At 65.6% G+C, this 15,105-nt stretch carries 20 protein-coding genes; 8 read left to right on the forward strand and 12 right to left on the reverse strand.

All coding sequences use genetic code 11. From position 1 onward, the window contains the following. The first annotated feature begins 46 nt into the window (after window positions 1–46). Complete coding sequence (locus ABEI27_RS00710) at window positions 47–1,144, forward strand: archaeosine biosynthesis radical SAM protein RaSEA (protein WP_375797499.1); 1,098 nt, start codon at window positions 47–49, stop codon at window positions 1,142–1,144. A 345-nt stretch (window positions 1,145–1,489) separates the two neighbouring features. On the opposite strand, the gene ABEI27_RS00715 is transcribed toward ABEI27_RS00710, so the two are convergent. From ABEI27_RS00715 to purS, 3 genes are all read right to left on the reverse strand, one after another. Continuing rightward, window positions 1,490–1,885 (reverse strand): hypothetical protein, encoded by a 396-nt coding sequence (locus ABEI27_RS00715; RefSeq protein WP_375797500.1) that lies wholly within the window; start codon window positions 1,883–1,885, stop codon window positions 1,490–1,492. Window positions 1,886–1,974: 89 nt separating this feature from the next. Next, entirely contained in the window at window positions 1,975–2,652 is a 678-nt protein-coding gene (gene purQ / locus ABEI27_RS00720) for a phosphoribosylformylglycinamidine synthase I (protein WP_375797501.1), read from the reverse strand. Between the two features lie 49 nt (window positions 2,653–2,701). Then, window positions 2,702–2,956 (reverse strand): phosphoribosylformylglycinamidine synthase subunit PurS, encoded by a 255-nt coding sequence (gene purS / locus ABEI27_RS00725; RefSeq protein ID WP_375797502.1) that lies wholly within the window; start codon window positions 2,954–2,956, stop codon window positions 2,702–2,704. Between the two features lie 51 nt (window positions 2,957–3,007). On the opposite strand from purS, the gene ABEI27_RS00730 reads away from it, so the two are divergent. Then, on the forward strand, window positions 3,008–3,139 hold the full coding sequence (locus tag ABEI27_RS00730; RefSeq protein WP_375797503.1) for a hypothetical protein: 132 nt from the start codon (window positions 3,008–3,010) through the stop codon (window positions 3,137–3,139). Here the strand turns inward: ABEI27_RS00730 and ABEI27_RS00735 are convergent. Further along, window positions 3,121–4,179, reverse strand: coding sequence for a phosphoribosylaminoimidazolesuccinocarboxamide synthase (locus tag ABEI27_RS00735; protein WP_375797504.1), 1,059 nt, complete (start codon window positions 4,177–4,179; stop codon window positions 3,121–3,123). The two genes, ABEI27_RS00730 and ABEI27_RS00735, sit on opposite strands and share 19 nt — an antisense overlap. Before the next feature lie 172 nt (window positions 4,180–4,351). Here ABEI27_RS00735 and cofH point away from each other — a divergent pair, with 172 nt between their 5' ends. Both cofH and ABEI27_RS00745 read left to right on the forward strand, forming a co-directional pair. After that, window positions 4,352–5,770: a 7,8-didemethyl-8-hydroxy-5-deazariboflavin synthase subunit CofH gene (cofH, locus tag ABEI27_RS00740; RefSeq protein ID WP_375797505.1), complete on the forward strand. Its 1,419-nt coding sequence runs from the start codon at window positions 4,352–4,354 to the stop codon at window positions 5,768–5,770. Window positions 5,771–5,842: 72 nt separating this feature from the next. Next, a complete protein-coding gene (locus tag ABEI27_RS00745) occupies window positions 5,843–6,391 on the forward strand; it encodes a metal-dependent hydrolase (RefSeq protein ID WP_375797506.1) in 549 nt (182 codons plus the stop codon). Window positions 6,392–6,420: 29 nt separating this feature from the next. On the opposite strand, the gene cofG is transcribed toward ABEI27_RS00745, so the two are convergent. The 5 genes from cofG to ABEI27_RS00770 form a co-directional block, all read right to left on the reverse strand. After that, the gene (gene cofG, locus ABEI27_RS00750; RefSeq protein ID WP_375797507.1) at window positions 6,421–7,611 is read right to left on the reverse strand and encodes a 7,8-didemethyl-8-hydroxy-5-deazariboflavin synthase subunit CofG; all 1,191 of its coding nucleotides are present in this window, start codon (window positions 7,609–7,611) and stop codon (window positions 6,421–6,423) included. A gap of 209 nt (window positions 7,612–7,820) precedes the next feature. Beyond that, window positions 7,821–8,525 carry a 2-phospho-L-lactate guanylyltransferase gene (gene cofC, locus ABEI27_RS00755; RefSeq protein ID WP_375797508.1) on the reverse strand — a complete coding sequence of 235 codons (705 nt, stop codon included), beginning with the start codon at window positions 8,523–8,525 and terminating at the stop codon, window positions 7,821–7,823. Between the two features lie 25 nt (window positions 8,526–8,550). Further along, on the reverse strand, window positions 8,551–9,336 hold the full coding sequence (locus tag ABEI27_RS00760) for a hypothetical protein (RefSeq protein ID WP_375797509.1): 786 nt from the start codon (window positions 9,334–9,336) through the stop codon (window positions 8,551–8,553). Beyond that, window positions 9,305–10,486, reverse strand: a complete 1,182-nt coding sequence (locus ABEI27_RS00765) for a tubulin/FtsZ family protein (RefSeq protein WP_375797510.1) — start codon at window positions 10,484–10,486, stop codon at window positions 9,305–9,307. The genes ABEI27_RS00760 and ABEI27_RS00765 overlap by 32 nt, the downstream gene beginning before the upstream one ends. Window positions 10,487–10,704: 218 nt before the next feature. Next, window positions 10,705–11,634 (reverse strand): complex I NDUFA9 subunit family protein, encoded by a 930-nt coding sequence (locus tag ABEI27_RS00770; protein WP_375797511.1) that lies wholly within the window; start codon window positions 11,632–11,634, stop codon window positions 10,705–10,707. A gap of 173 nt (window positions 11,635–11,807) precedes the next feature. Between ABEI27_RS00770 and tmk the strand changes: the two genes are divergently transcribed. Beyond that, the gene (gene tmk / locus ABEI27_RS00775) at window positions 11,808–12,404 is read left to right on the forward strand and encodes a dTMP kinase (protein WP_375797512.1); all 597 of its coding nucleotides are present in this window, start codon (window positions 11,808–11,810) and stop codon (window positions 12,402–12,404) included. Window positions 12,405–12,498: 94 nt separating this feature from the next. On the opposite strand, the gene ABEI27_RS00780 is transcribed toward tmk, so the two are convergent. After that, window positions 12,499–12,834, reverse strand: coding sequence for a hypothetical protein (locus ABEI27_RS00780; RefSeq protein ID WP_375797513.1), 336 nt, complete (start codon window positions 12,832–12,834; stop codon window positions 12,499–12,501). Window positions 12,835–12,842: 8 nt separating this feature from the next. Here ABEI27_RS00780 and ABEI27_RS00785 point away from each other — a divergent pair, with 8 nt between their 5' ends. Continuing rightward, complete coding sequence (locus ABEI27_RS00785; RefSeq protein WP_375797514.1) at window positions 12,843–13,193, forward strand: hypothetical protein; 351 nt, start codon at window positions 12,843–12,845, stop codon at window positions 13,191–13,193. On the opposite strand, the gene ABEI27_RS00790 is transcribed toward ABEI27_RS00785, so the two are convergent. Next, a complete protein-coding gene (locus tag ABEI27_RS00790; protein ID WP_375797515.1) occupies window positions 13,142–13,372 on the reverse strand; it encodes an Lrp/AsnC ligand binding domain-containing protein in 231 nt (76 codons plus the stop codon). The genes ABEI27_RS00785 and ABEI27_RS00790 overlap by 52 nt on opposite strands. A 158-nt stretch (window positions 13,373–13,530) precedes the next feature. Between ABEI27_RS00790 and ABEI27_RS00795 the strand changes: the two genes are divergently transcribed. Next, entirely contained in the window at window positions 13,531–14,226 is a 696-nt protein-coding gene (locus tag ABEI27_RS00795; RefSeq protein WP_375797516.1) for a potassium channel family protein, read from the forward strand. After that, the gene (locus ABEI27_RS00800; RefSeq protein ID WP_375797517.1) at window positions 14,226–14,456 is read left to right on the forward strand and encodes an Lrp/AsnC ligand binding domain-containing protein; all 231 of its coding nucleotides are present in this window, start codon (window positions 14,226–14,228) and stop codon (window positions 14,454–14,456) included. The genes ABEI27_RS00795 and ABEI27_RS00800 overlap by 1 nt, the downstream gene beginning before the upstream one ends. 15 nt (window positions 14,457–14,471) lie before the next feature. On the opposite strand, the gene ABEI27_RS00805 is transcribed toward ABEI27_RS00800, so the two are convergent. After that, complete coding sequence (locus ABEI27_RS00805) at window positions 14,472–14,984, reverse strand: DUF5813 family protein (protein WP_375797518.1); 513 nt, start codon at window positions 14,982–14,984, stop codon at window positions 14,472–14,474. Window positions 14,985–15,105 lie beyond the last annotated feature (121 nt).

Genomic DNA, 15,105 nt, shown 5'->3' on the forward strand with positions numbered 1-15,105 from the left:
CGCACAGACGACGGAGATATACCGGGTCGTCGGCTACAGGTACGTAATGAGTCAACCGAGCCCCGAGGTCTACGAGCGCGGAAAGGGGATGGACGCCCACAATCAGGTGATGCGCGAGATCCGGGCCAAGAAAGACAAGCAGTACGACCCCCACGAGCCGACCCGGGTCTGGCTCGATGAGGACAACACCCCCGACGGTGTGGTCCAGTCGCTGACAATCATCCTCAACACCGGCGGATGCCGGTGGGCCCGCGCCGGCGGGTGTACGATGTGCGGGTACGTCGCCGAGTCGGTCGAGGGCGGGAGCGTCACCCACGACGCGCTGATGGACCAAATCGACGTCTGCCTCGAACACGAGGCCGAAAACGCCGATGAGCCGGCGGACCTGATCAAGATCTACACCTCGGGATCGTTCCTCGACGAGCGCGAAGTCGGTGCCAAGACGCGGAAAGCGATCGCCGAGACGTTCGCAGACCGCGAGCGCATCGTCGTCGAGTCCCTCCCTGACTTCGTCGAACGCGAGAAGATCGCCGACTTCACCGACGAGGAGATCTCGACCGACGTCGCAATCGGCTTGGAGACGGCCACGGATCGCGTCCGCCACGACTGCGTGAACAAGTACTTCGACTTCGCGGATTTCGAGGCCGCCTGCGCCGAGGCCCGCGACGCCGACATCGAGGCCAGCGGCTGCGACGTCGGCGTGAAAGCGTATCTCCTGATGAAGCCGCCCTTCCTCTCGGAGTCGGAAGCGATCGACGATATGGTCTCCTCCGTCCGGCGGTGCGCCGGCGTCGACGGGTGCCACACCGTCTCGATGAATCCGACGAACGTCCAGCGGTACACGATGGTCGACGACCTCTTTTTCGGTGGCGGATACCGTCCGCCGTGGCTCTGGTCGGTCGCTGCAGTGCTCGAACGGACGGCCGACATCGACGCCATCATCGTCTCCGACCCCGTCGGTCACGGCTCCGACCGCGGGCCGCACAACTGCGGCGAGTGCGACGATCGAGTACAGAAGGCAATAAAGGACTTCGACAAGCGCCAGGATCCGTCGGTGTTCGAGCAGGTCTCCTGTGAGTGTGAGACTACCTGGGAGTACGTCGTTGAGGCCGAAACGAGCTACGGGATGCCGCTAACTCGCTGACCCACTCAGTCGAGACGACACGATGGACACCGTTCGGAGCGACGACGGAGGGCCCGAGGCAGCGGACGTCACCCAGAGGAGCAATCGCGTGAGGGGCGCGTCTACGTCGTCGCCGTGCAGTCGGACGCCTTCGAGCGCTGTCGGAACGGATTCCACCCGGCACCGTGTTCGTACGATCGGACGCGGGAGCCGATCGAATGTCTCGCGCTGTACCGAACCGCACGCATCTCGGCGATCACGTATTTGCCCCGTGACTGACCGCACGGAGCGGACCCGGGGCGGTCCCGGTCCGATGAGTGAAGCCGACGCGCTCGACAGCCTCCCGGACGTCGCAATCGCACCCGATCACCACCGGCGAGCGCGCGAGACCAGGAACCCGGCCCCGGCGATAACCAGAACGACGGCCCCGACGACAAGAGTCCCGCTCCCAAGGGCGGTCCCGGCAGCCACGCCGGCCCACGCCACCCCGAAGATGCCGTGGGCGATTCCGAACAGCCGGCGACCCCGCCGGAGGAAAACCGGGGCTCCGAGACAGAAGCCGGCCGCCAGGACCACCGACGAGAGGGCGACGGGACGGGCCTCGAGGGAACCGACGGCGATCGGCCCCACCAGCGGTTCGACAAGAAAGAGCGCGCCACCCGCGGCGACGAGGAGGCCGACGACGGCGGGCCACCGTTCGATGTCGAGTTCGAGCGGGGATATGCTGGTCACGGGACCCTCCGGATCGGACTCGCCGCTCACGAGGGATCGTCCTCCAAGCGGCGCTGGTGACGGTGCATACCGGGGATTCGACCCGAGCGGATTGAACCTTTGGACCGGGGGGTGTCCCCTCAGGCGAAGGCTGATAGGATCCCCTGGCCGTCGGTGCTCCGGCCGAGGTCGGGGAGCGTCGCGCGCTCGGGGTGCGGCATCAGGACCGCCACGTTCGGGCGCTCACCGGTGATGCCGGCAACGTTCCCGCGCGAGCCGTTGGGGTTCGCCGTGTCGGTGACGTTCCCCGCCGGATCGCAGTACCGAAACAGGATTCGATCGTCGGCGACGAGGTCGTCGTACCGATCTTCGCCGATCTCGAAGCGACCCTCGCCGTGGGCGATCGGGATCTCGATCACGTCGCCCTCGTCGTAGGCGGCGGTCCACGGCGTCGCCGCGTTCTCGACGCGGAGGTGGACGGTCTCACACTGGAAGCGCGCGCTGGCGTTGGTCGTGAACGCGCCCGGGATCAGTTCCGATTCGCAGCCGACCTGTGCGCCGTTGCAGACGCCCAGAACGGGGACGCCGTCTTCGGCCGCCTCGCGGACGTCGTCCATAATCGGCGAGCGAGCGGCCATCGCTCCCGCGCGGAGGTAATCTCCGTAGGAGAATCCGCCCGGGAGAAGAACGCCGTCGACGTCAGACGGGAGGCCGCCCTCGTGCCAGACGCGCTCGGCGTCGACGCCCAGGTGTGAGAACGCGCGGACGGCGTCGCGGTCGCAGTTAGAGCCGCCGAACTGGACAACAGCGACTGTCACGGCGACCACCTCTCGTGGGGAGCAGCGAGAGGCGCTGTCGAGACGACGGTCATTCCGCCTCCCTCACCTCGACGTCGTAGTCGTGGATGGTCGGGTTCGCGAGGAGGCGCTCGGCCATCTCGTCGGCCCGGTCGGCCGCCGCGTCGGGGGAGTCGGCGTCGAGGTCGACCTCGAACTGGTCCGCCGAGCGAAGCGACTCCAGTTCGAATCCCAGGCGCTCGAGCGCGCGCTCTGTCGTCTCGGCCTCGGGGTCCAGCACGCCCCGCTTGAGGCGGACGGTCACCGTCGCGGTGTAGCTCGTCATTGCTCCGACGTGCGCGGTCGTGTGTAAAAGTCGTTTTGGACTCCCACGGGTGTGCACGAACGTGAATGTGCGCTCGTCCTCGGGGTCGTCTTCGATTGTACGGCGACGATCGGGGCGGCCGACGAGCGACGGCTCGTCCGAGGAGTCTTCGACGACACCGCCGATCAGAGGTCGCGGACGTGATCGACCGCGGTTTCGACCGCCGGCGCGTCGAACCAGTCGGTCCCGGTGTACGCGTTCGTTCCGGCAGCGTAGAGATCCGAGACGGCGTCGAGGACCTCGGCGGGCAGCGGGTCGGGCGAACGCTCACAGAGGTCCCGCCAGTCGGCGACGCCCGCCTCACGGGCCTGCGACTTTGCCGCGGAGACCGCCTCGATCCACTCGGGATCCGTGCGCTTGTAATACTGCCTGACGACCTCCTTCGAGACTTCCTGGCCCTGGTACGAAAACCGGTTCTCGTCGAACGTCCCGACTACGTCGGCGACCGCGACCTCGCCTCCCTGGTAGAGGCACTCGATCTTGCCGTCCTCGTGGACGAACCCGCGCGCGTCGGCCTCGCGGTTCAGCACGTCGTTGACGGCGAGTGCGAGGGATTCGAGTTCGTCGAGATCGGCTGTCCCGGCGATCCGGTCCGCCTCCTCGCAGTCCAGGTATCGGTCCTGTTCCTCGTACTTCGTCGAGAACTCGACGACCGGTTCGGGGAGGGCGACGACGCCGTCGGGCCACGACTCGCGGTCGAGGCCGTAATCCGCGGGTGTCCCGCGCGAGCGAAGGCTCGACCCCTCGGGGACAGTGTTGCGGAAGACAACCTCCAAGGGGATCAGGTAGTTCTCGCCCGCGGCGTCGTGGTACGCGTCGTAGTCGTAGTCATCGTCGCCGAGGTAGGGGAGGGCCGGAACCTGTGTGAGTTCGATTGCCATCTCCGTCGGCGGGGCGTCGCACTCGTCGAGTAGCAGAGGGTCGGTGGCGGGATCGGCGTCGTCGGCCGCGTCGTCACTCCCCGGATCGACGACGCCGAGGTAATGCGTCGGAATCTCCTCGGCTTCGAGTCGCTCGAAATTGTACGCACCCATCGTACACAGCGACGCGCCCTTCTCGGGCACGTGATCGGGCATCTTCCCCCAGTCGAAAACGGAGTACTGGTCGGTGAAGACGAACCGCCCGCGGCCCACCGCAGTCGCCGTCGGCTCCGTCTCGACGCGGAACTCCTTGACGCTCGTCATACGCCGAACTGGCGTCGCCATCGCACAAGAAGCCTTCCACTCCCGGGCGGGCCCTGTGAGTCAGTCGCCTATTCCGTGTACTACCGATTCCGGACGTGACGGAGCAGTACCGGTTGGCGGGATGTTCCGGTATCTCGCAGTTTTTTATCCACTGACGCGTTATATAAATCATATGCGCGAGCGACCGGCACCATCGGAGGCCCCTCTCGGTGCCGACTCCGACGCCGACTTCCACTTCGACATCGTTCCGGAGACCGACCAGTCGTTCGAGAACGCGCTGGCGAAAGCGCGAGCGGGCGGGCGTCTGACTGTCGACGACGGAATCGAGCTCATCGCGACCGGGACCGAGCACAGGGGGATCGATCCCGTCCGAAAAGAACAGGTACTCGAAGCCGCCGACCGCCGGCGCGCCTCGGTCGTCGGCGAGGACGTGACGTTCGTCGCGAACCTGAACAACAACGTCACGACCGCCTGCAACACGGGTTGTCTGTTCTGCAATTTCAAGGACACCGCCCACCAGTTCGAGTCCGCGAACGACGGTGAGCACGCGGGTTTCACGAAGACGCCCGCGGAGTCGCGGTCGATTGTCACCGACGCGCTCGAGATGGGGATCTACGAGGTGACGTCGGTTTCGGGACTCCACCCCGCGTTCGCCCTGAGCGACGAGCACCACGAGATCCTCAAGTCGTTCGACGACCCCGCCCGCGAGGTCGACTACAAACCGCCCGCCGTCTACGACACCGATCCGGGGACTTACCTCGACCAGATGCGTGCAATGTCCGTCGGCGACGTCCACCTGCACTCGATGACGCCCGAGGAGGCCGCCCACGCTCGCCGGGGGACCGACTGGTCCTACGAGGCGGTCTACCGGGAGTTGAAAGCGGCGGGACTGGACTCCGCGCCGGGAACAGCCGCAGAGATCCTCGTCGAGGAAGTCCGGGACGTGATCTGTCCGGGGAAGATCTCCAGCGACGAGTGGATCGCGGGGATGGAAGGCGCGATGGCGGCCGGCCTCGACGTGACCGCGACGATGATGTACGGGCACGTCGAGAACGCCGCCCATCGGATCCACCACCTGAAAACGGTCCGCGACCTCCAGGACCGACTCGGCGGCATCACGGAGTTCGTCCCGTTGTCGTTCGTGCACCAGAACACCCCGCTCTACGAGCGCGGCGTCGTCGGCGGGGGCGCGAGCGACGCCGAGGATGAACTGGTCATCGCAGTGTCGCGGCTCTTCCTCGACAACATCGAGAACGTGCAGGCTTCGTGGGTCAAATTCGGCAACGCGAAGGGACTGAAACTGCTCAACTGCGGCGCGAACGATTTTATGGGAACGATCCTCTCCGAGGAGATCACGACGCGCGCCGGCGGCACCTACGGGGAGTTCCGCTCGGTCGCGGACTACGTGGAGATGGCCGCAGCCATCGGGCGGCCCGCGGTCGAACGCTCGACTGACTACCGGACTCAGCGCGTCGTCGACCCCGACGACAACCCACTCGGGCCGCGCCTCGGACCGCGTGCGGACGGCACGCCGTTGCTCGACGGGCGCGGCGGCGCCGATAGAATCGAACCGACGCCCGCCGACGACTGAGTTCGGAGTGAGCGTCGCCCACGCGACAGCCTGCGGTCAGACTCAAGTCTGTCGGACTCCTTCAATCGGGTGATGATGGTCACCACACACGTGGCCGCCGGACTCCTCCTGGCCGCGCCGGTGGCGGTAGTCGCGCCCGCGTTCGCACTCCCCGCGGCCGTCGGGGCCGTCCTCGGCGGTATCCTCCCCGACGTGGACCTGTTCGTCGGCGTCCATCGCAAGACGCTGCACTTTCCGATCTACTACTCGCTCGCGGGTGCCGTCACCGCCGTAGTAGCGGTCCTCTATCCCGGTCCGTTCGCCGTTGGGGCCGCCCTGTTCTTCCTCGCCGCCGGCCTCCACTCGGCGTCGGACTGGCTGGGGGCGGGCGACGAACTCCGCCCGTGGAAGCGGACCTCCCAGCGCGCCGTCTACCTCCATCCGCGCCGCACCTGGCTCCGGCCGCGCTATCTGATCCGCTACGACGGTGCCCCGGAGGACTTCGCGCTCACGCTCGTCCTCGCAGTTCCGGCCGCTGTCGCCTTCGACGGCCTGATCCGCGCACTCGTCGTCGGTGGAGTCCTCGTCGCGTTCGGCTACACGCTCGTCCGAAAACGAGTGCCCGAGTGGCTCGGAATCTGAGCGGGGCCACCGCCCGTCGGAGCCCCCGGTCAGTCGGCTGATCCGCTCGACGTCGCCGGTACCTCGACCGACAGGGGCCCATCGCGCTGTGCGACCCCTCGGTAGCGTGCGCCGTGGACGTCGTCGGCGGTAATCGCGGCGACAATCGGCTCCGAGAGCCAGGATCCCGCAGCGCCCGCGCCCCCGAAGTCCGTTCGCCTGAGTTCGGACGGGAGGTAGCGGTCGTACACCGGGAGCCGTTCGTACAGCGGCACGTCGGCCGACGCGGCGATATCAGTCAGTTCGCGGAGGGCGGGCCAGTCGTAGTCGGGATTGACGTAATCCTCGGTCACTGGAGAGACCCCACCCAAATCGTCGACGCCGCAGTCAAGCAGTTCTCGCGTCGGCGAGAGATTCGGCGGGACTTGCACCGAAATCTCTGCTGGCAACGCGGCCCGGGCCATCGCCACAGTGCGGCGCATCGTCTCTACGCTGGGACGCTGGAAGTCCGAGCGCTCGTTGGGGACGACGTTCTGGACAATCACTTCCTGCACGTGATCGTAGCGCTCGTGCAGCGCCCGGATCGCCAGCAGGCTCTTGGCGCGGTCACGCCAGGTCTCGCCGATGCCGACGAGCAGTCCGGTCGTGAATGGGACGCCGATCTCACCGGCCGCGCGGATGGTGTTGAGCCGCTGGCCGGGCGTCTTCCGCCGGCCACCAGCGTGTGCGTCGACGTCCGCCGTCGTCTCCAGCATCACGCCCATACTGGCGTTCACCGGCCCGAGTCGCTCGAAATCTGGTTCGGTGATATCTCCCGGGTTCGAGTGCGGGAGGAGTCCCTCTTCGAGCGCGATCTCACAGCAGTCCCGGAGGTACTCGAGGATGTCGTCGTAGCCCCATTCAGCCAACTGGTCGTGGATCTGCGTGTACCGGTCGTCCGGCGCGTCGCCGAAGGTGAAGAGCGCCTCCGTACACCCGGCGTCGGAACCGACGCGGAGTTGCGATCTGACATCCTCGGGCGAGAGCAGCGTGGCTTCGCCCGGGACGTCGTAGTACGTGCAGTACGTGCAGGTGTAGCGGCAGGCGGTCGTCAACGGGAGAAAGACGTTTCGCGCGAAGGTGAGTTCCGAGGCCGCCGCGACGTCGTCGGGCGTCACCGCGAGCAGGCGCTCAACGGCGGACTCCCGGATCGAAATCTCGGCAGCGAGCTCACCCTGATACGCGTCGGCCCCTGAGAACATCGTAGCCGTTTCTCGTGCGGGGAGACACAAAACTGTCGTGCTCCGGCCGCGGCCACGAAGATTCATATACCGAGACGAGGCCAGCGTCCGTATGCGCTGAGAGATGCCCCGCGTCGGGTCGCGGTTGCTCGGCACGTCGGCGCGGGACGAGTGTGAACTTCGGGTGCCGACTGTACGCCCACTTCCCGACGGAGCCAGCAGACGCCAGTCTACTCAGTCCCGCGTTGGACTCCCACCCGGCTCTCGCTGTCGTCGACCTCGAACCCCGCCTCGCGGAGCCACGCTGCCGACCGGCCGTCGGTGTGGAGGAGGACTTCGACGAGGTCTGCCGGTTCGTCGACGTCGCTTGCGAGCCGCATCGAGTCGACGACGCCGACCGCGAGACCGGCTTCGGCGGCCGCGCGGTGGTGATCCCGGTACGAAGTCCCGTGGTAATCGACCGCGAAGCCGGGATCACGGACGACGAGGGCGTTCGTGCCGCCGCCGCGTCCCGGAGCGATTGCGACGTCCCCCCCCGCGCTGAATAGTCGGTGGAGCGCTGTCGGCGTTGCGAGCGCGAGGTCGGCCATCACGATGGCGACCGCCGCGGTGTCGCCGTCCGCGACCCGGGACAGGACGCCGTTCACCGCCGGCGTCAGCGGCCGATCGTCGACGATTGTCGGGCGATCGGCGACCGACTCCGGAACAGCGTCGTCTTCGGCCGCCTCGGACGCCTTCGCGGCGGTATCGGCCGCGCTCTCGGCCACGTCCAGCGGTCGCGGCACGAGCAGTTCTGGCTCGTGACCGGTGGCTTCGATTGTCGTCACGACGTCCTGAAGCATCGCGAACGCGAACTTGCGTCGCTCTGCGGCGCCCAGAACTGGTTTCAGGCGGCTTTTGGGGTCGCGATCAGTGAAGGGAACGATCACGTCCATCTGAGAGAAGGGGGCGAGGGAACGCTCAGCCGAGTTTGTCTTGCCCCTGCTGCTGGGAGCGCCAGTAGAGGAACCCACCGACGGCTAGGCCGATTACGACCAGTCCGCCGACGCCGTACAGCGCGAGTTGCATCAGTTGATTCGACTGCTGGGCCTGCTGGGCTCGCTCTTGAGCCTGCTCAGCAAGGTCGATGGCGAGTCCGAACTCGCCGCCGTTGTACGCGTCGATGGCGTTCCCCAGCGATCGCTCGGCCTCCTGAGAGTTCACCGAAGAGACGCTGGCGGAGGCGTCGTCGATCGCGTTTCGGGCCTCACGGCTCTGCTCCGTGTAGTGGACCGCCGTCCACTCGTCGATCGCGTTGTTTGAGCCGCCCTCACGGGTCTGTTCGAGCGAGAGGACGGTGAACGACTGCGCAGGGTCGTACGAGTAACCTCCGACTTCCGGGACGACACCGGTGACGCGAACGCGGACCTCGCTGGTCCCGTCAGCGGTGGCGATTTCCGCCCCCGAGAACGACTGGCCGTCGAAAGACTCCTGATCGACCCGCGCTCCGGTCTGGTCGAAGTACATCACGGTCCAGGTCACCTCGGTCAACTCCGTGGTACCCGCGAGCGTCCACGATTCCAGTGTCGGGTTCTGATACAAGTTTGTTAGTGTCACAGTCGCGTTGACCTGACTACCGACCTCTGCGTCGTCGGTCACATCCGTGTCACCGACCGAGACGCCGGCGGCGGGGACCGTCGCAACGGAGAGGACGAAGAGACAGGCCAGCGCGAGCTTAGAAAAGCGACTCCAACTCGTCTTCGTCATCGTTGATTAGATTCTCGAGATTGTCTGCACTCTCCTCTCTGATGTCGTCGATGTTGTCTTGGGCTTCGATAGCGACCTGCTGGAGTTCCTTGATCCGGGGCACGTTCGTCACGCCGGAGAGGAGAATGACGGACGCGACGCGGTTGGAGTCCCGTATCGGGTAGTCGCCGCCGCGGACCTCCATACTGCCGGTCTGCTCTTCGATCCACTTGCGGCCGCGCTCGATTCCTTTCCGATTGAGGTGCCTCGGCGGGCCGGCCAGCACGAGGAGGGCGCGTTCGGAACCTTCGATCTCACAGGGGAGCGTTAGTCGGCCGAGGGCTGCCTTCCGGACGAGAGAGGTAATGCGGTTGGTGGTGTGAGCGGTGTCGAGGCTCTTTTCTTCGTTGCCGCCGGTGATTCGCGAGAGGAGCCCGCTGCTCGACGATTCGTTCTCGACCGTTTCGGAGGCGTACCCCACCGTAGAGACGCCGCCACAAGCCAGGGTGTTGATGATCTCCGAGGAGTCGACGACGCTCTCGGCGACCTCGCCGCCGTGGCCGATCTCGCCGGCCCCGAAGAGGACGCCGAAGCGCGTAACGATCTCTTCGTTGATCTCGTCGTATCCGCCTTGGACGGATTCGCCGGTCTTTCGCCAGGCGTCATTATCGAAGACGAGCAGATTATCCACCTCGCGGACGAACGTCTGGAACGACCGGGCCGCGTTCAGCGTGTAGATGCCGCCCTCGTCACTCCCGGGCAGGATCCCCAGCCCGTAGACGGGCTCGGTGTAGATTCGCTGGAGGTGCTTCGAGAGCACGGGTGCGCCGCCGCTTCCGGTGCCGCCGCCGAGTCCGGCGACGACGAGGAACGCGCCGACCTCGTGGACCGGGATGCTGTCGATGGCGCCCTGGACTTCGTCGATGTCTTCTTCGGCGACCTCGGCCCCGAGTTCGTTGTCGGCACCGACGCCGTGACCCTTCACGCGCGACTGTCCGATGAGGACCCGCTGGCCCTCCGGGATGTGTTCGAGTCCCATCAGGTCCGCCTTCGCCGTGTTGACGGCCACGGCCGACCGAACGATGTTCGAGTCGTGACGTTTGTCGTACTCGACGAACTTGTCGACGACTTTTCCCCCAGCCTGCCCGAATCCAATCATTGCAAGCTTCATATATCAGCTCCCCTCGCCATTGGATATATTACAGTGCGAACGCGGACATAAACCTTGTGATGGTCTAAAACCGATGGGAGCAGCGATTAGTCGGAAAAATCGCATCACAGCGTCGGGGTGTTAACGAGCCGTTAGGATTCGTTCCGATCGAGTACCGGCTGTATTTCTCAGTATTTATATTTGATAGCCCTGCGATCGGGGTCGAATCGGACCCGAAATCATCCCGACGTCGCTGCGGTCGCTCCTGCGGCAGCGTCGCCCATCTGGTCGTTGAGGTACGCTCGCAACGTGGTGAGTTCCCCGGTTCCGACGTCGAACGCGCCGATGTCGTTGTCGTCGGTGACGTTGTCGAACTGCAAGGAGCGGTACTGGTCTTTCCCCATCGGGAACCCGGGAATCGCGTCGCCGAGGGTGAGACCGATCTTCGCCAGACCCATCGGGACCGGCACGATGGTCGTCGAGCGGCCGTCGGACTCGTGGATCAGTCGCGCGATCTCGGCGAGGGTGAGTTTGTCGGGACCACCGATCTCGTAGGTCTGGCCGACGTGTTCGTCGGATTCGGCGGCGTCGGCGAGCATCGGGACCAGATCCCCGACCCAGATGGGCTGGAATCGGGTCTTGCCACCACCGGGCAGCGCGCTCACGTACGGCGGCGCAAGCAGTTTAGTGAACGAGACGAACTCGCCGCCGTCACCGAAGACCACGGAAGGACGGAAGATCGTGTAGTCCACCGCGGACTCGGCCACGATCTCCTCGGCCTCGCCTTTCGAGCGGATGTAGGCGGTCGGGCCGTTGGGATCGGCACCCAGCGCGCTCATCTGGACGAGGTGATCGACGTCGTGCTCTTCTGCTGCGCGAACGACGTGTTCGGTTCCCTGCCGGTGGATCAGGTCGTGCATCTCGTCGCCGCCGCTCGGTTTGAACAGCGGCGAGAGCGCAACGAGGTTGTAGACGACGTCGTTATTTTTGAACGCCTCTTTGATCGATCCGTACTCGCGGACGTTTCCCATAACCCGGTTGACGCCGGCAGGGAGGTCTTTGCTGCTGGGCCTTCGGGAGAGGGCCGTCACTTCGTGGCCCCGCTCTTTCAGTTCCCGGCAGAGTGTGGTACCGATAAACCCGCTGCCACCGACGACGAGTGCTTTCATCGTTCGTACGTCTTCGTCGTCCGGTGTAAAGGTAACTGCCGATTCGAGGGACAGAGCCGGGACCCCGAGCCGTGCTGACAGCAGGACAGTGGGTGTCCGGGGCAGACTCCCAACAGACATCATCCGGTCCGAAACCCGGGTGAGTTTTACCTCGGCACCCGCGAGGGCAACGTATGCTCGTTACGCTGGAGGGTCTCGACGGAAGCGGGAAAACCAGTGCCTGGGAGGCGCTGCGAGAGGAGTTTCCGGAGGCGGTCTTCACCTGCGAGCCGACTGAGTCGTGGTACGGTGAGTCCGTCGCGCGGTCGATGGGCGACGACGACGCCAACCCCCTCGCCGAACTCTTTCTCTTCACCGCCGACCACGCTGATCACCTCTCGCGCGTCGTCCGACCCGCGCTCGCGGACGGATCACTTGTCGTTTCCGACCGCTACTCGGACTCGCGGTTCGCCTACCAGGCCGCCTCGCTCGCGGACTCGTATCTGGCCGGCGGCCGCGACCCGCTTGAGTACGTCAGAGAGATCCACGCGGCCTTCTCGCATCCGCCGGATCTGACGATCTACCTCGACGTCGACCCGGAGACGGCGGCCGAACGCGCCGGCGCGACGAACAAGTTCGAGCGCGTGGCGCACCTCGAACGCGTCAGTGAGAACTACGAGCGACTCATCGATGCCGAGCCCGAGCGGTTCGCCCGCGTCGACGCCGCACAGCCGCTCCCCGACGTCATCAGCGCGGTCACCGAACACGTCGAAGCGTTCGCCATTGAATGACGGTGAGGCTGGAGAGCAGGCGTTGGTTCGGGGCGGATGACGGATAGAAGCGGCCGATGGTTCGCAGCCGACGACAGGTAGAATCGGACGACAGTCAGGAACGGTCGTCGCCGCGTCGCTCTGGAAGTTCGTACTCCTCCGGCGCGGGGACGTAGAGCGTGTCGATAGTGAACCCAAGCGCTAGCGGGAGTCCCACTGCGGCACCCACGAGCGTCGTCGCGCCGAGGTTCAGCGAGGAGCCGATCGGAAACACGCCGAAGAAGATCAGCGTCGTGATGAGCAGCGCGACGGGAGTGAGCACGAACGAGTAGATGACGTAGCCCCACTGCGTCTTCAGGCGGAGCCGGAAGAATCGGGTCAGTACCGCCGCCAGGAGGGTGTGAATCACGAGCACCACCCCGAAGAGCACGAGTCCGATGACCGAGACCATATCGGCTCTTGGACCGGCGCGGTCTTTACGCGTTCGGGTCGGGACGTGACCCCGCCCTCGGCGCGCTCGTCATTGACGTGACGGGTACAGAGACGACGGTCGGGTTCTACGCCGAACTGCTCGGTCTGGAAGTGACCCGCGAAGCCGAGGTGGACGGTCGGCGGATGGTGTGGGTCGGGAGCGAGGACGGCAGAGAACGCCAACTCCGCGAGACCGACAGGCACAACGATTCCGAGGGAGACAGCGTCGAACTCGTTGCAGAACTCTCGGAGCGTTTGCCGGAGAAGGGCCGCCCTGTGGGTCCCGCTCAGTCCATCGCGATGTACGTCGTCGTGTCGGTGACATCGCCAAGTTCCTGAATCTGTGTCGAAGAGATGTCGAGTACGTCGTAGACGGCGTCGGCATCGGTCTCGATGACGACGTCGTACCCACCCGCGACGACGTGCGCCTCTCTCACCGCCGCGAGGTCGCGGACCGATTCGACGACGCCATCGGCCCTGCCGGAGTCCGTCTTCACCATCACGAAAGCACGTACCATATAGTATGGTATGATGTACCGTGACATATGCGTTGTGGGAGTTCCGGCCGGGGCATCATCTCACGGCCGTCTGTCGGTTCTCGTCCGACGACTGCGCCGGGGCCAGGTGGACGGCCACCAGAGAAACATTATTCAGGTCACGGAATATACGTCCACGTATGCGGTTCGTTATCATTGGTGCAGGTCGGGTCGGGCTTCGGACTGCTCGGGTCCTGCGGGAGGAGGGACACGAGATCACGATCGTCGAGCGGGACCGTGACAGGGTCGAGCGCGCACGCGAATCTGGGTTCGAGGTCGTCCACGGGGACGGCTCCCGTGAGGAGGTCCTCTCGGAGGCCGGCATCGAGGACGCGGATGGCCTGGGCGGCCTCACGGGCGATCTAAACGTCAACTTCGCGGCGTGTTCGATCGCCAAGCATCACCGGACGTGGACGGTCCTGCGCGTCGATCAGGAGCACCGAGAGGAAGTTTATCAGCAGTTCGCCGACGAGGTCGACGAGGTGGTCTACCCCGAACGAATCGGAGCGCTCGGCGCGAAGAACGCACTGCTCGGCGGATCGATCCGCGCCATCGCGGACGTCGCACAGAGCCTCCAGGTGGTGTTGATGACGGTCACAGAGTCGTCGCCGATGCAGGGCTACACCATCGAAGAGGTCGCCCTCCCAGCCAGTAGTCGGATTCTCGCCTTCGGGAAGGCAGACGAGCCAATGGGACTCCCGCTGGAAGACGACTCGCTGGAGGTCGGCGATCGGGTCGCGGTGCTGGCAGAGTTCGACGTTCTCGAAGAGGTCCGGCAACTCATCGTCGGCGAGACGCTCGCACCCGAAACGGAGACGGGGGAGGGAGCGGCCTGATGCCGACTGCCTACGTGCTCGTCACTGCGTCGAGCGGCGACGTCGATCGGCTGAAATCCGCAATCGAGGGTGTCGACGAGGGGGTCGAGCACGTGAGCGTCGTCGCCGGCGATGTCGACTACGTCGCGAAGGCGCAGGTCGACGATCCCTCGGAGCTCAAGACAGTCGCGACTACGGTACACGAACTCGACGGCATCGAGAGCACGCAGACGTACATCGCGAAGGAGTGAGTCCGGACGGCCGGGTTACAGCGGCGTGCCGCCCTGCGTCCCGCCACCAGTGTCTGAGGCGCGCTGGATCAGGTGGGTAACGGGCTCGGTGTAGTCGTACCCGGGAATGATTCCCTCGACGTAGGTCCCTTCGACGTACTCGACGACCGCGACGGCGTTGTCGGCGGCCCGGTTGGCATCGATGTCGACGAGTTCGGCCCCGACAGTCGCCTCGTCCCCGTCGCGTTCGACAGCCACCGCGATATCGTCGATGCCGCGCAGCACGCCGTCGACGTCCTCGACGCGAAGTGAGAAGGTGTCGAACCAGCCGTCCTCGACGACCGGCGCGACGCGATCTGTCGTCACGGCATCGAGCATCGGGACGTGGACGGTGACGTCGAAAACGGCCGATCCGTCGGCACCGCCGACAGACACGTCGGCGTCGAAGACGGTGGTTGTCACGGCGTATTCGTCCTCCGTCCGAGACTCGAACGAGTCGTGCATCGTAGCGGCGCGTCGGGCCCGATCAGCGGCGTCACTGTCGCTCATTGGCGTCAAAAGAACCCCTGCGGGCAAAAACGTCTCGCGTCGGCGCGGCCCGAGGCGCAATTGTTAGCGGCTGAACACTCGTTTCCGGGTGCGGCACGCTTAAGTGGCAGTCGTACAATCG

Source organism: Halobellus sp., from assembly GCF_042218505.1.
Lineage (GTDB): Archaea > Halobacteriota > Halobacteria > Halobacteriales > Haloferacaceae > Haloquadratum.

Excerpts from the sequence above, each read along its gene's own strand:
- ABEI27_RS00710 (WP_375797499.1), top strand. The coding sequence starts at position 47 with ATGAGTCAACCGAGCCCCGAGGTCTACGAGCGCGGAAAGGGGATGGAC.
- purS (WP_375797502.1), bottom strand. The coding sequence starts at position 2,956 with ATGACGAGCTACACCGCGACGGTGACCGTCCGCCTCAAGCGGGGCGTG.
- ABEI27_RS00735 (WP_375797504.1), bottom strand. The coding sequence starts at position 4,179 with ATGACGAGCGTCAAGGAGTTCCGCGTCGAGACGGAGCCGACGGCGACT.
- cofH (WP_375797505.1), top strand. The coding sequence starts at position 4,352 with ATGCGCGAGCGACCGGCACCATCGGAGGCCCCTCTCGGTGCCGACTCC.
- ABEI27_RS00745 (WP_375797506.1), top strand. The coding sequence starts at position 5,843 with ATGATGGTCACCACACACGTGGCCGCCGGACTCCTCCTGGCCGCGCCG.
- cofG (WP_375797507.1), bottom strand. The coding sequence starts at position 7,611 with ATGTTCTCAGGGGCCGACGCGTATCAGGGTGAGCTCGCTGCCGAGATT.
- cofC (WP_375797508.1), bottom strand. The coding sequence starts at position 8,525 with ATGGACGTGATCGTTCCCTTCACTGATCGCGACCCCAAAAGCCGCCTG.
- ABEI27_RS00760 (WP_375797509.1), bottom strand. The coding sequence starts at position 9,336 with ATGACGAAGACGAGTTGGAGTCGCTTTTCTAAGCTCGCGCTGGCCTGT.
- ABEI27_RS00765 (WP_375797510.1), bottom strand. The coding sequence starts at position 10,486 with ATGAAGCTTGCAATGATTGGATTCGGGCAGGCTGGGGGAAAAGTCGTC.
- ABEI27_RS00770 (WP_375797511.1), bottom strand. The coding sequence starts at position 11,634 with ATGAAAGCACTCGTCGTCGGTGGCAGCGGGTTTATCGGTACCACACTC.
- tmk (WP_375797512.1), top strand. The coding sequence starts at position 11,808 with ATGCTCGTTACGCTGGAGGGTCTCGACGGAAGCGGGAAAACCAGTGCC.
- ABEI27_RS00780 (WP_375797513.1), bottom strand. The coding sequence starts at position 12,834 with ATGGTCTCGGTCATCGGACTCGTGCTCTTCGGGGTGGTGCTCGTGATT.
- ABEI27_RS00790 (WP_375797515.1), bottom strand. The coding sequence starts at position 13,372 with ATGGTACGTGCTTTCGTGATGGTGAAGACGGACTCCGGCAGGGCCGAT.
- ABEI27_RS00795 (WP_375797516.1), top strand. The coding sequence starts at position 13,531 with ATGCGGTTCGTTATCATTGGTGCAGGTCGGGTCGGGCTTCGGACTGCT.
- ABEI27_RS00800 (WP_375797517.1), top strand. The coding sequence starts at position 14,226 with ATGCCGACTGCCTACGTGCTCGTCACTGCGTCGAGCGGCGACGTCGAT.
- ABEI27_RS00805 (WP_375797518.1), bottom strand. The coding sequence starts at position 14,984 with ATGAGCGACAGTGACGCCGCTGATCGGGCCCGACGCGCCGCTACGATG.